The organism is Flammeovirga sp. EKP202, assembly GCF_014534745.1.
Lineage (GTDB): Bacteria > Bacteroidota > Bacteroidia > Cytophagales > Flammeovirgaceae > Flammeovirga.
The window spans coordinates 136337-151443 of sequence record NZ_JACVVP010000014.1 but is presented as its reverse complement, the minus strand read 5'-3'; the positions used below and the strand labels follow the sequence as shown (position 1 = coordinate 151443).

Sequence of the window (15107 nt, the reverse complement as noted above, 5' to 3'; positions counted from 1 at the left end):
GTAAGTTTTTCAATTATTATTTGACACGATAGTAAAGTAAACAAATAAGGGAAGTATTAGCAATACCTCCCTTTAATTAATCACACAAACACTATGTTATTCAATCTAACATGTCAAGTTTTATATTTTTACCACTCTCACCATCGACACTACTATTTTACTGTCTTTATTTCCTGATTCAATTGTAAAATCAAATTGATGATCCATACTGTTCTTCTGGAAATCTGAGATCATAAATGTGGTTGTCTTTAATTGTCCATCACCAGTTAACAGCTGTTTCTTTTGCTGATTACCTTCATTACACTTTAAAAGCATTTCACCTTTTTCCTTATCAAAATAGGTGATTTTGATTGCTAACTTGTCTTTATTCCAACGGTCATCAATATCAAATCCCATTTTTTGACCTTCTCTAGCAATGTAATCGTAGTATTTACCTTTCTGCATCATCCACATCTCAATAGGGTGATTTATTTTTACTGCTGGTTTTGTCTCAAATCCTTCTGCATCTCTTTGATAAAGCCACCTTTCTAAATTTTTGAGCTCAATTCCTTCTTTTTGCTCTAATTCAGAAATACTTCTGTTCTTATAATCATGCGACTGATAATACTTGCTATTGATATAACTTGTATTTAAAAAAGTCCATACATCTGGCGTATCTTCAACTGTTCTCCCGAGTTCCAAGGACATGAATGGCAACATTTCTGGAATTAAATGTCCTGTTGTATGGATATAAGTACACCTCATCTGTAACGCTCTTAATGTACTGATAAAGTATCTATAAGGATATGGATTCGTTGTTTTTCCAAATCTGAAATTTCGTTTAGGTGTTGCCCAATCTTCTTCATATTCTTCATTAACTTCTCCATTGAATGTTTTATTGATCAAAATAGGTGAAGTTTCATCTACACTCAAGTAGCCCCTTTCATCAAGGTATTGCCCTAAATCGTAATTAGGGATGTTGTAATAGTACATCTCCACGAAACCTCTTCTTACACCAAATCCTTTTTGAAAACCATACTCACAAGGCCCCCCCATAAATACTTTATGCTCCTGCCCCACAAATGCTGCATGCCAAGCATCTAGTCTGTCTCTTACATGCGGAACGGTGTCATTGGCTGCACTATTTTTTTCACCGTAAGGACCAATTCCTTCATCTCCAAAACTTGGAGACGCATATCCGACATAAGCCGCTTTTACCAAGTCAGGAATTTCTGTTCTTCTCAACTCATTGACCAACTTTAAATAATGGCTATGAAATATAGGGTGAGAAGGATCAAAATTAAGATTATGTTTAGGTGTTTTTGGGGGTAAAAGGTTGACTCCTTTAGCTTCTAACCAAAGGGGAGCGTCTCCTCTTTTAAGTGCTTTATCATCATTCCCTCTTGATTTAGAATGACATAATATTCTCAATAAAACATCTGTCTTCGCTTTTTTGGCTTGTTTTATTCTGTCGATAATAGGTTCAAAATTGTATTCTCCTTCTACTTGTTCTATATCCCTCCATTTTACCCAGAGTATACCTACTGAATTACTCTCAAATTTCAATTTCAGTTTTTTAAAATCTTTATATAGACCTATATTTCTTTGTAACCCAACCAATGAATTGGGTGCTGGCTTTACTTCTGGAGGTAATGACCAATCCCATCCCTCAACCACACCTTCCTCAGTTACCCAAGGTTGTGGTGTTATCTTAGATAAATCCTCAATTTCCAAATAATTATAAGTCGGCCAATAAAGATAATCACCTTCAGGTAACAACTTTGGGTTTCCTGCACTAGTCAATCCAATAATGAGAAGAAAACTAAGTATATATTTATTATAATCTATTTTCATTATTTAATTTATTTATCTTTTCTTAAAATAGGGTAATACATGAAGAGGAGCATCAACAACTATTATTTTTCCTCCTTTGTATATTTTTCCATCAACACCTTCCCATTTTCCTTTGGGTAAAATTACTTCTCTACTTCGCATACCTTTCTCTAAAACAGGCGTTACAATGATATCATTTCCCAATACGAACTGATCATTTACTTTTTCAAAACCACCCTCAGGAAAAGCCAAAGCCATTGGTTTTACGATAGGTTCGCCTGTTTTTGAGGCCTTCTTTGCCAAAGCTACAAAGTGTTCTCCCATACTTTCATGCAGAAGAGCGGCTTCTCTACATAATTGTGCATTTTCTTCTGATAAAACTCTCCATGGAGATACTGAAAACTGCATCATGGGCATCAAGGCATGTACCTGTGCTGAACGGACTATTAATTCCTGATCTATTTCATCAAGATTTAAAAATGAAGTATACTGTCCTCCTCCTATCATATCTGGGCATGTATAAGCATAGCCCATTACACTTTGAGCCATTTGATCACCTACTAATTTTTGAAGATCTTCCCAATGATGATTTTTATCTCTGAGTCGTTGTACCAAAGGTAGCCCTGCCATTTTCCATGAAGCCCTGTATTCATTGAAAGGATATTGCAATCCGATTTCAGCAAAGTAAGTAGTATGGTCATTGGGTGTTCCTTCTATTTTTGAAACTACCCCTTCCTTATAGAATCGAGCGTCACCAGCATCAAATTTAAAACCATCCACACCGTATTCATCCACTAAAATATCTAATTGTTCCTGAAACCATTGTCTTGTTTCAAGGTTACTTAAATCCAAACAGGCACTGATACCATTCCACCATCTTACAGCTGCCGCTTTGTTTTTAGTATTAGCCCACAATATATTTTGTTTTTTATCTGGAGCTAGTAAGAGTTTATTTTCTTCTGCTAATTTCCTGAATATCTGAGAGTCTGGACTTATAAAAGGACAAACCCACAACATTACTTTAAAACCCATTTTATGGAGCTTTTCTATCATTCCTTTTGGATCTTTGAACCGTTTGGAGGAAAATTGCCAAGTACCATAATCTTCCTGCCAATTATCATCAATCATCAGCACCCCTGGAGGATAGCCATTGTCAATAATTGACTGGGCATAGTTTAATATATCTTCTTCATTCTGCTCATACATCAACTCAATCCAAGTATTATACTGAGGATTAGTAAACATTATTTCTGCTGGAATTTTATCATTAGACGGAAAATAGGTTTCAGAAACAAAGTCATAGACAGACTTTAAGGTCTCACCTGCTTGCCCTGTAATAATCTCACCTTCTCTTACAGTTACTGTCAACTGTCCTTTTTCAAAGCAATATTTGATTGGTGACTCACTCCAAACAAAACGACCTTTGCTAGACAGTAACAAGGGTTGTGCTTGATTACCTTTATTATCTCCCCACAAATCCCATTCAAATTCTGTTGTTTGATCATAAGGCATAGTATGCCCTAGAGAACTCAATCCTCCCCACCAATATTCTCCTTCATCAATGCTGAGTTTTACCTCTTTTTTGCCTTGTGCTTTCACCAAAGAAAAAGCAAAACATAAAATTAGTAAAACAACTATTTTCTGTGTCAGTCTCATATCATAAGTAATATTTCAATTCTAATCATTTATAGGAAGTGATAGGAATTAAAAGGCTACATATATAATAAGTAGCCTTTTAGTTACTAATCGCAGTATGCTTTGCTATAAAACCTCTTTGGCAGAATGTTTTAAGTTTTTTATCAAGCCAAAAATGTCCTCTTTTTTATCCAAAGCTATAATCAAGCAATCTTTGCCTTGAATAGTCACATCTAACTCACCATTTTCGATTGAAAAATTATCATCTCCGTAGTATGCTTGTCCGTTTTTAGAGATGAAACCGTCTATCGTATATTTTTGTGCTTTTTTACCCCAATTGAAAATAGAAACATAAGTCTTCTCACTATCTTCAGACAATACAATGTGAGGTGAATCTTGATTGGAAGTATAATGTTCCCAAGAGTCTAATGCAATGATTTTATCCATTCTAGGGAAATCAAACATTTGAGGTAATAATGCTTTCTTGTCTTTTCCAAGAATACCCACTTTATCACTATCCAGTCTAGTATTTCCAAATAAAGCAGAGAACTTAGACCAAATAATTGTTTCAGCTTTAGATAAAGAAGAATGTTTATGAGGGTCAACTGTAATTGTTTCATCCTCTTCTGAACTCTCTCTTAGAATGATATAATCTGCGTCCGTATTCATCACATTACCATGTAAATATGAATTACCTAAGTTTGCAGCTGCTCTTCTTGGTACTGCTGAATATCTAGGAAAAATATCACCACCCGTTCTCAAACCATCAATATGACCGAAAGTTGGGCCAAACACAGCAGAGCAACCAAGGAAATAGTTTTCGTCACCAATTGCTTCACGAATAGCAGAGATACCCAATTGAAAACGTTCGGCTGGTGTAGTACCCTTTACAAAAGGAATACCCGGTTCCAAACCATAACGCATAAAGTCTACTTTGAAATATTTCACCTTCCACTCCTCACGCATATTTTTCACCATCTTTTGGATATAAAGACGTGCTTCAGGATTAGAGTAATCAAAAAATGTACAGCTTAATGTATCTCCATTTCCTCTGATTGAAGTATGTACTTTATACTCTCCGTCAAAGTCTTTTAAAAAATACTCAGGATGTTCTTTGAATACTTTTGCTCTTGTGTCTCCTCTAAAACCATCAAAATGAAGACCTACACTGTATCCGTTATCTGTAATATTATTTACTACTTCTTTCATGTCATAACCGGCTTTTGTTTGATCATAGTCTCCTCTTTGAGGCCACCATCCACCATCAAGCTGAATAAGATTAGAAGAAGTGTTTAATGCATTTAAAGCTTGAATATTATCATCCACATCTTTTGCTGTAAAATCTCTTACATAGTAATCCCATGTAGCCCAACCCTTAAAAACAGTATCGTTTTTCAACGCTCTTTTACCATTTTCTTTATAAATCAGTTTACCATATTGATCTAAAAGTGAAGACCAGTTATCTCCTTTCAATACAACAATTTTTTCAAAGTCTACTTCCTTTTCATTCCCAACAAGCTTACCATCACCTTCAGCAGTAACATAGATACTGTCATTTTCAATGGTAAATGATGGCAAGAAAACATTCCATGTCAATAAGCCAGCTAAAGTATACTGTTCTTTTTCTTTCACAATAACAAAGTTCTTTGAGTAGTAGTCAATCTTTTTATTATTGGAAAAAACACGGGTAGGTTGTCTACCCATATCTGTACACCCCATCATGATTTGGGCATCTTTTGAAATCGTATAACCGATATCTAACTTGAACTTAATATTTTTAACTTCTTGCTCTTCACCTGAATGGTTGGCAATATCTACTTCAATAAGTTTTTTCACACTACCCTCTTGTATTCTTACTTCAGTAGTAAAAGGTTTATTCACTGTTAAGTCGTCTACCCCTGAAACCTTTTGAGAGGTATTAATAGGAGCATTACAGCCAACAATGAAACTTGTACAAGTCAAAGCTAATGCTGATATCAGGTGTGTATATTTAGATAGTCTTTTCATGTTTCTTTTCAATCATACTTAAGAGTTTAAAAAAAATTGTTTCGATACTCAAAAGTAGTTTTACTAAAAAAAACAAAAGCCTCAATTATCGGCCAAATTTGTAACAAATCGACCTTTTAAGAGGTTTACAACTATATTGAGCGATTTTTACACAGGGGTAATAATTGTTCAAAAACAACTACAAAACACTGCATAACAACACTTTAAATACGATCTACTTACTTTTCAAATACATCTATTCTCACATCATAATTTAGTAAGAAAATCAGGTTTATATATTCAAAAATCACATCAAAAAAACTTTATCAATAATCCATTTCTCAAGATTTTCATCATGATGAAAGTTTACATCGAACTATCTGGCTTTTTTAATTGCATGAGAAATGTAAAATTGAATCAACTTGTTTATCTCTTATAGAAAACTGCTGTTTCCAATCAAAAAAAACACTCCCCTATTAACATTTTACACGATAAAAAAAGAGTCTATTTTCAGTTCAAATAAAAAACACAAACCACTGATTTTATGTCATTTACTCCTTGAACTGTTTTTTATACTTCTCATTTTGGAAGATTATTCACCCCACCTCCCGACTTAATAAATGCAAATTACGAGTGAAATGAATTTTATCACTTAATTTTTTACTCTCTTATGAAGTCATTTTACTATTGGAGTTGTTCTTTACTCCTTTCTGTACTGTTTATCAGTATTAATGTTAATGCTCAAATATATAACTATGAAGCACTTTCTGTTTACAACGGTGGTTTTGAAATGGGTAATGAAGCTTTTGTTCAAGATCCTGATAACAACAATAAATGGAGCGTAAACGGTATTTTCCTTCATGTAGATAAAGGAGCAGATTTAGCCAATTCGGGAATTGTTGACACTGAAAGTTTTGAAGGTTCACACAGTTTAAAGTTGGTTACAAATACAATTGACAATTATGATTGTGATTTAAGACTTTGGGGTACTGCACTTAACGGAGCCGGTACTTATGTTTTTGGTTTTTATGCTAAAGGTGACCAAAACTATAGCGAAGTGAATATTAATGGTATTCTCGCAAAACAATCAAAATACAGTGGCTTTATATCTGCAACAAAAACAACCCACAAACAGATAGCGATTGATGATGAATGGAGTTTTATATTCCAGGAATTTACAGTATCAGAAGATAATATTAATAATGGTTATGCTTTCCTTGGTTTTAATATTGACTATAAATCCTCACCTGGAAGAGAACTCTACATGGATAATATGACCCTAGTAAAAATCAGTTCACCAGCATCCAGTAGTGTTGCATATAGAAATGACTTTACAGATCCTATTTACATCAATCAAATTCTTCCAATCAAAACCTATATTGGTATTGATGAAGGAGCATTAAATGTACGTGTCAAAGACCCAGACCAATACAAAACTTTCTTTTCTAATGTAGGATTCGGACAGCAAGTATCATTTAAAACAGACTTTGATCTTGAAGCTGATAAAAGCTACAGAGTAAAATTTAAACTAAAAGTAGAAGACACTGAGAAATTATACCCTAGACTAGATGGCACCACCAAAAAAGAAAAAGTATCAGATGATTTTTCATGTGACATTAAGTTAACTTATGGCAGTGGGGGCAGTGATTTTATAAAGAAAACCACCAATATTAACACACTTACTTCAAATGAATATGCTGACTATGAGTTAGTATTAACAGAAGATCAGACAAGAACTATTCAATCTGTCAGTATTTCTATGGGTAATAATTTGAACGCTTACACTGGAAATATCAAAATCGATGATTTATCCATTGAAGCCATCACAGAAGTAACACTAAATATAACTGACAAAGTATATGCATATTCTGGTTCACCAAGATATCCAACGGTAGAAGTAATTGGTGATAATAATATGGTAACAGAAGATATGATTACTTATTCTTTTAAAAATCAAATAACCGGTGAGGTAAGCAATGAGGTAACAGAACTAGGTGATTATGATTTTACGATTTCTGTTGATCAAAATGGATTTGTTGGATCTGCTACAGGAACTTTCACTATAAAACAAAGAACTACTACCGTTTCTATCTCAGGCGGTAAAGAAATTACTTATGGAGGTACACCATCATTTGAATTTAGTTTTACAAACCTTTTAGAAGGAGACAGAGATACGATGGAACCGACGAATGATTTTGTACCTCCTACAGTAGAAATTGAAACAGCTGACAATTATGATGTGGGTACTTATAAAATCAAAATTGTAGGAGGATCAAGTAAATATTATTCTTTCTTATATCCTGAAGAAGATGAAAATGGTTTTCATGACGAAATGATCGTCACACAAGCAACAGCTACTGTAACAGCTCAAAACACTTCTTCTGAATATGGTGATCAAACAAACTCGTCTTATATCATGAGTGGTCTTCTGAATAATGAAGATGAAAGTGTGATTGATCAATTACCAAGTTTAGAAACTGACCTTTCTGTCTTGAACGTAGGTGAACATACTATAGATTATAATGGAGCCTCTGACAACAACTACACCTTTATATATGTAAGTGGTACTCATACCATAACAAAGGCTACTGCCACAGTATCGGCTCAAAATACTTCTTCAGAATATGGGGAAGAAATCACAACAAATTTTATTGTTGAAGGGTTGAAGAATGATGAAGACGTAAGTGTAATTGATGTACTACCAACTCTAACTAATGATATAACGGCTACTGAAGTTGGTGAGTATACAGTGGAGTATCAAGGTGCTTCTGATGAAAATTATAATTTTGAATATGTAGCTGGTACACATACCATCTCTAAAGCTCAATTAGTTGTTACTACTGAAAATTCTACTTCAGTATACGGAGAAACTATCAATGCTAGTTATACAGTAGTAGGTTTTGTAAATAATGAAAATGAAAGTGTTATTGATATAGCACCAACGTTAAGTACTGACATTGAAGGTAGTAATGCAGGAGAATACGAAATTAATCACCAAGGTGCATCTGATAATAATTATAGCTTTGAATATGTAGCTGGTACTCATACTATTACAAAAGCTACCCCTTCAATTATCTCTGAAATTGTTGATACTATTGATCTTACTGAAGAAACTGTACTTTTAAGTGTTACTTCAGCATCTGATGGTAACATCACATATAATGTAGATGATGTGTCTTTAATGACGATAGAAGGCAATACGGGCACACTTATTAAGGAAGGGGAAGTGATTATTACGATCATTATGGAAGAAGGAACTAATTACACTGCTTTATCCATAGAACATACCCTAGTGATTACAAATGATGGTGATGAAAACCCTGAAATACCTACTTCTATTGATCCAAGTGAAATCATTGTGAATGTTTATCCAAACCCTGCTTCTGACTTTATTTCAATTGAGGCACAAGTGAACCAAGTGATCATTTACAATACACTTGGACGTGTAGTAACTACTTTTGATAAAGCTCAGAAAACATACGATATTTCAGCTTTAAGTGCAGGACAGTATTTTGTATTAATTAATACACCTCAAGGTTCTAAAACAAAGAAACTAATAGTTCAATAACTTTAGAGTAAGCGATAGTAATCAAGGTGCCGTAATTCTATTGCGGTGCCTTTTTTTGTGTATGATATTAAGCTAATGAATAAAAAATTATTCGTGTTGTAGTTCGCTAGGCAGTCGTATTACAATTAGAATAAACTATCAAAAAACAGCCATCTGTAAAACGAAATAAGCCAATCAATTTGTAATACCACCATATTATCTTAAAGGAGTATTTGTTTTAATCAAAATAAAGAAAAAGGAAACTTGAAAAGAGTTTGATTGATTGTTGACGATAATTTTAGTTTACAATACAATCTAGTGAATATAAAAAATCACCTCATCAATTCTAAAATTAATGAGGTGATAAATACCGTTTAATCAACTGATAAACACTCTAGTTTATTTCAATTCCAAAGCAGATGTATTTTTATAGTCTGCACCTCTTTTTGATTCAAATTCTTTTAAAAGAGAAGCGACAAGTTCAGGATTATCTTTTGCTAAATTGTTTTGCTGAGCAGGGTCTTTTTTCAAATTATAAAGTGCTAATTCTTTTAAATTGCCCAACTCAATATTCACCTCATGATTAACCTCAGGTCCTTCATATGCGGGAAGTAATACATAATCACCTTTTCTGTAAGAAGTACGAGTGGTCGCTTCAAGAATAAGAGATTCTCTACCTTTCTTAGACTCCCCTAATAAAGCAGAAAGTACATTCTCTGAATCTTCAGACTTCATGTTACTACCCACCAATTCGGCTAATGAAGCAAATAAGTCCATTTGACAAACTAAAGCATTAGATACTGTAGGATTGATTTGTCCTTTCCAGTAAGTAATAAAAGGTACATGAGTTCCGGCATCATACAAAGAGTATTTTCCACCTCTAAGACCTCCATTTGGATCATGATCACCCAATTTTTCTACTGCATCATCATAATAGCCATCATTAAGTACAGGTCCATTATCAGAAGAGAAAACAATCAACGTATTTTCCTCAATACCTGCTTCTCTGATCGTTTTCATCAATTCACCAATACACCAATCCGCTTCTGCAATTACATCTCCTCTTGGTCCTAAAGTAGATTTACCTACAAAACGGGGATGCGGAGTTCTTGGTACGTGCGGCTGTTGCATTGTATAAGTTAAGAAGAAAGGTTTATCTTCTTTTGCTTTCTCATTGATGTAGTTTTTCACTTTACCCAGAAAATGATCCGCCATATCCACGTCATTCCAGATCGCAGATTTACCACCTTTCATATAGCCGATTCTAGGGATTCCATTAATGATCGTGCTGTTGTGACCGTGGTGCCATTTCATTGTAGTCAACTCAGGGTTATCTTTTCCTGTAGGTTGTCCAGGGAAGTTTACGTCATAGTTAATTTGAATGGGATCATTTTTATCCAAACCTACTACATCACCATCTTCAATATAAACAGTAGGCACACGGTCTTGTGTTGCTGCCATTATGTAAGAATGATGATAACCTACGTCATTTGGATTAGGATAAATATGCTCATTCCAGTCTTTATCATGTGTACCCAGACCAAGATGCCACTTACCGATGATTGCAGTATTATAACCCGCTTCTTTTAGCATCCCTGCCAATGTCACTTGGGTAGTATCAATCAGCATTGGTGCTGAACCTGGTAAAATTTTAGCATTTTTTCTCCAAGGATACTGACCTGTAAATGCCGCATATCTTGATGGTGTACAAGTTGCCGAAGATGCATACCCATTTAAAAAGTTTACGCCTCCATTGGCTAAACCATCTATATTGGGTGTTTGAACTCCTTTGGCACCATTGACCCCAATATCTCCAAAACCTAAATCATCGAGATAAACAAAAATAATATTTGGCTTTTTTGAGACCGTCTTTTCTGATGTTTGCTGTTGACTATTTTGGCAGCTTACTCCAAAGAAAGCCACCAATAGTAAATGAAAAAAAATAGAGTTTTTCATAAAAAATATTTAAAAGGATTTTCGATTATCGTTATTAAGTTATTACTCATTCATGTTCTCTACACTTACTTTATAAGTGGTGGAATGTCTATATACTTCACCTGCTTTTAGTATAGTATTAGGAAAGTTGGAATGCTGAGGTGAATTGGCAAAAAATTGAGCCTCAAAACAAATAGACTCTCTTGCTTTAAAAGCTTTACCTTCATCACTTTTATCATTTCCTGTTAAGAAATTGGCAGTATAAATTTGTACTCCCGGAAGCGTTGTCGTCATCTCCATTTTTATTCCAGAACTAGGGTCAATGGCTGTAATTAGCGGGGCGTTCACACCTTTACTTACAAAGTTATGATCCAAACCATTTGCAAGTTTGATTTGAGGGTCATCGCTATTGACTGCTTTTCCTACTTTTTTAAAATCTCTGAAATCAAAAGCTGTATTAACGACATCAGCAATTTCACCTGTAGGCAGACCTCCTTTTTTTAAGGGAGTGTATTGATCTGCATTCACTTTAAGCAACAGATCTAGGACTGTACCATTTCCTGCTCCTTTAAGATTAAAAAAGGCATGATTGGTTAAATTGACCGGTGTTGACTGGTCCGTCTCTGCTTTATAATTAATCTTCAATTCATTACTTTCTGTAAGCACATATTCTACCTCCACTGTAAGATTTCCAGGAAAACCTGCTTCACCATCTTTGGAATAAACAGATAACACTACCGAATTATTAGTTACTTTTTTAATTTTCCACATTTTTTGATGGAAACCTTCAGCCCCACCATGTAAAATAAAATCGTCATCCGTTAGATGATACTCTTTTCCTTCTAATGTGAAGTTTTCAATTCTGTTAGCATACCTTCCCACAATAGCACTGTAAAAGGAGGCATCCGCTTTTTCGTATTGTTTCTTTGTTGAAAAACCAAGAACAATATTTCTCAAATGGTTTTGATTATCTTTTACATACCAAGAAATAATTCTTGCTCCATAATTAGTAATCTCTACTTTTTGTCCATTTCCATTCCTTAATTCAATGATTTTGAACCCATTTCTACTTTTACATTCCGAAATATTAGGCAATAAAGTCCCAGACACTATCACTGTTAATAATAGTATTACATATTTTAAACTACATTTCATATCTCTAATTTTTGACTTCTACTTTTCGTTGCTTTTCAGACTGTTCATACTGACTTGGCGTTTCTCCAAAGTACTCTTTAAAACACTTGCTGAAATATTTTGGGTTGTTAAACCCTACAATATAAGCTACATCAGATACTCTATATTCTTCTTGAGTAATAAGGAAAGCGGCCTTTTTTAATCGAGCTTCTTGAAGAATATCTTTTGCTGATCGACCTGTCACTTTTTTCACTTTCCTGTAAAAATTGGAATGACTCATCCCTAACTCTCTTTCTAATGTTTCTATTGTAAATTCTGAATCTGAAAGACCTTCAGCAATTGCTTCTGAAAGTTTGTTCAAGAACTTTTCATCTTGTATAGAAAGCCTTGGTTTATCCTCATTAACTACTTCAGTTTCCTTCTCTTTCTCGACCTCCTTACCTTCTTCATTATCTAGGGTAATTTCCTTTTTCTCCTCAGTGTCTTTGACTACGGGTTCTTCTGAAGACACCACCTCTTTCTGTATTACCTCCTTCAGTTTAGTCTCTAGCTGATGATTAGCTTGGATATTAATATTTTCTTCTGCATCATGCTTAAATTTAGACAAATACAAAATGTATAATATACCCAATAGAATAATGACATAACTTAGAAAAGCATACCATTTTAAGTAATAAGGTCGATCAATATGAATATTTAGTGACTGATATTCTCCATCAAAAATACCGTCTACAGAAGACGCTTTATAAAGTAAATTATAAGTACCATAAGGCAAATGAACATACTCTATATGTCTATTCGTATTTGTAAGGAAGTGCCAATTCTCATCATAACCCTCCAACTTGTAAGCATAACCTACCCTTTTTGCTCTTCCCACTTCATTGACCATAAAATCAATAGAAAATGAAGTTTCATTAGGTGAAAGAATTATTTTTTTCAGGTCATTCGTTAACACCGTTGTTTTAATTTCTCCATGGAAATCTTCATTTGGATTTATTCTTTCACCTAGAATATGGAACTTATCAATAGAAGCTTTAAGCCCCTTTCCACTCACTACTATATCATCGCTCCTAAAAGAGAAGAAAAGGTGATTTGTACCGAAGAAAATTTCACCACTTTCTGTTTTACTTGAGGCGTGTTCAGAAAATTCATTGCTTGGTAATCCGTTTTGTCTATAATAATTAATGATACTGGTCGACTTATCCTTATTGATAGTCAATCGACTCAATCCATTATTCGTTCCAAGCCAAATATTTCCATCTTTGTCTTCCTCAATACTTTGAATCATGTTGGATGGCAGTCCATCTTTTTTAGAAATAATACTATTCTCAAAAAGATCATCCCCTATTCTTTTTAAAATATTAAGTCCATTGTAAGTACCCACCAAATATGCACCCGTTTGGGTTTTACGAATGGACCTTACAAAGTCGTTGGAGATTACTTTTTCACCAATTTTAGCGTTGATGATATTTACATTTCTAACATTCTCCTCTTCATCAAGAGACAAAATATTTAAGCCTCCACCTTCAAAACCTACCCATATCTCCTTGTACTCCTCATCATAAAAAAGGACTCTTGCGTTTCTCCCTGAAAGATTGGGTACTGATTCTCTATTATAGAGTTTAGGAGAATAACTATTATCACTATTCTTTTGAAATTTATAAACCCCATCCAAAGAAGCAATCCACAGATTTGAAGGGTCTGAACTTCTCAAAATATTAGTACAAGTAGATGGGATAGTAATAATTCTCTCAGCTATATATTTGTCATTTGCTTTATTGACCTTATAAACACCTTGTTTACTTCCCACTAATAATTCTCCATTGATCTTTTTGATATCAAAAACAAGTAGTTGGCCCAACCCTACTTTTTGTGTCGATCTTGTTTCTAAATTATAAACATACAGTCCACCATAGTGCAATCCGAAATAAATACAGTTTGTTTTTTCATCTTTATAAACCGAACGCACAAAGTGTGTAATTTTTTGATTTTCAATGAATTTGGAGACATTATAAAGCTTAAACGGATTATTATCTACATCAAGGTAGTTCACTCCTTCACCAATTGTCCCTATCCATAAAGTCCCATCTTTACTCAATAATAATGATCGGATAAGAGGTGTTGAAGTACGCATTAACTTACGGATATTGGCATCTTTGTTTTCAAATTTTGAACTATCTAAATAAAACAAACCACTTGTTACTGATGAGACCCACAGGTGACCATTATTATCGATCTGCAGATCAGAAATAGATGTTATATCCTTCCATTTTTCAACCTTATCATCAGAAATTGAATATTTATTCAGAGCATTTACTGTCGAAAACCAAATATTACCATTAATATCAAAATCCAAAGCTGTAATTTTCACATTCGATAAGCTTTGAGGCTTTGATAAAATTCTTATTCTCTTCTTTTTGTGATTGTATTTAATCTTTGCCATTCCATCGCTTGAAGCCACCCAAAGTACTTCTTTGTCTTTTGGGTCAATAACTATATTATTAATGGAAGACTGAGAAAATATTTCATTGACTTTAATAAAATTATCTTCTTTAACCTGATCCGTTTCTTGATTGATATTAATGATATACAATCCCATCTGTGTACCTACAAAAAGGTAATCTCCTTGAATCAAAAATGTATTGACACGCTCTTTTCTGGAGATATATTTATTGAGAGAAACCTGAGTGAAGCGATCATAAAGAGGTTCGTAAATGTTCAATCCGTCATTTGTTCCAATCCAGATCCTACCTCTTTTGTCCTCTGCTAAAGCATAAATGGTATTGTTCGAAAGTGAGTTTTCTTTATCATCACCAATATTAAACACCTTTATATCATAACCATCATAATAATTTAAGCCATCCAGGGTGCCAATCCAGATATAACCGTTATGATCCTCCAGCAATGAATACACTTCACTGTTCGATAAATACTTTGTGAGAGCATGTATCTTAAATGCATTTGAAGCGTAAGAAACATTGAGAAGGAATAGAAGTAATATGGTAAATAAAGATCTCATTCTATTTTAAAGTAACCCTTTCATGAATAGTGATAATTT

General features: G+C 33.9%; 7 protein-coding genes. 1 reads left to right on the top strand and 6 read right to left on the bottom strand.

Annotated features, from left to right (window positions below):
• Nucleotides 1–120: 120 nt before the first annotated feature.
• The 3 genes from IC221_RS10990 to IC221_RS10980 all read right to left on the bottom strand — a co-directional run bounded on the left by IC221_RS10990 (nucleotide 121) and on the right by IC221_RS10980 (nucleotide 5454).
• Entirely contained in the window at nucleotides 121–1833 is a 1713-nt protein-coding gene (locus tag IC221_RS10990) for a hypothetical protein (RefSeq protein ID WP_188169016.1), read from the bottom strand.
• Between the two features lie 12 nt (nucleotides 1834–1845).
• A complete protein-coding gene (locus IC221_RS10985; protein ID WP_188169015.1) occupies nucleotides 1846–3468 on the bottom strand; it encodes a glycoside hydrolase family 31 protein in 1623 nt (540 codons plus the stop codon).
• Between the two features lie 105 nt (nucleotides 3469–3573).
• Nucleotides 3574–5454 (bottom strand): alpha-galactosidase, encoded by a 1881-nt coding sequence (locus tag IC221_RS10980; RefSeq protein WP_188169014.1) that lies wholly within the window; start codon nucleotides 5452–5454, stop codon nucleotides 3574–3576.
• A gap of 649 nt (nucleotides 5455–6103) precedes the next feature.
• Here IC221_RS10980 and IC221_RS10975 point away from each other — a divergent pair.
• Nucleotides 6104–9001, top strand: coding sequence for an MBG domain-containing protein (locus IC221_RS10975; RefSeq protein WP_188169013.1), 2898 nt, complete (start codon nucleotides 6104–6106; stop codon nucleotides 8999–9001).
• A gap of 378 nt (nucleotides 9002–9379) precedes the next feature.
• Here the strand turns inward: IC221_RS10975 and IC221_RS10970 are convergent, their stop codons facing one another.
• The 3 genes from IC221_RS10970 to IC221_RS10960 are packed head-to-tail and all read right to left on the bottom strand — an operon-like array spanning nucleotide 9380 to nucleotide 15068.
• Nucleotides 9380–10936: an arylsulfatase gene (locus tag IC221_RS10970; RefSeq protein WP_188169012.1), complete on the bottom strand. Its 1557-nt coding sequence runs from the start codon at nucleotides 10934–10936 to the stop codon at nucleotides 9380–9382.
• Nucleotides 10937–10978: 42 nt separating this feature from the next.
• Nucleotides 10979–12070, bottom strand: a complete 1092-nt coding sequence (locus IC221_RS10965; RefSeq protein WP_188169011.1) for an aldose epimerase family protein — start codon at nucleotides 12068–12070, stop codon at nucleotides 10979–10981.
• Nucleotides 12071–12074: 4 nt separating this feature from the next.
• The gene (locus IC221_RS10960; RefSeq protein WP_188169010.1) at nucleotides 12075–15068 is read right to left on the bottom strand and encodes a two-component regulator propeller domain-containing protein; all 2994 of its coding nucleotides are present in this window, start codon (nucleotides 15066–15068) and stop codon (nucleotides 12075–12077) included.
• Between the last annotated feature and the right edge of the window lie 39 nt (nucleotides 15069–15107).

Coding starts and splice junctions, on each gene's coding strand:
- IC221_RS10985 (WP_188169015.1), bottom strand. CDS start 3,468: ATGAGACTGACACAGAAAATAGTTGTTTTACTAATTTTATGTTTTGCT.
- IC221_RS10960 (WP_188169010.1), bottom strand. CDS start 15,068: ATGAGATCTTTATTTACCATATTACTTCTATTCCTTCTCAATGTTTCT.
- IC221_RS10965 (WP_188169011.1), bottom strand. CDS start 12,070: ATGAAATGTAGTTTAAAATATGTAATACTATTATTAACAGTGATAGTG.
- IC221_RS10970 (WP_188169012.1), bottom strand. CDS start 10,936: ATGAAAAACTCTATTTTTTTTCATTTACTATTGGTGGCTTTCTTTGGA.
- IC221_RS10975 (WP_188169013.1), top strand. CDS start 6,104: ATGAAGTCATTTTACTATTGGAGTTGTTCTTTACTCCTTTCTGTACTG.
- IC221_RS10980 (WP_188169014.1), bottom strand. CDS start 5,454: ATGAAAAGACTATCTAAATATACACACCTGATATCAGCATTAGCTTTG.
- IC221_RS10990 (WP_188169016.1), bottom strand. CDS start 1,833: ATGAAAATAGATTATAATAAATATATACTTAGTTTTCTTCTCATTATT.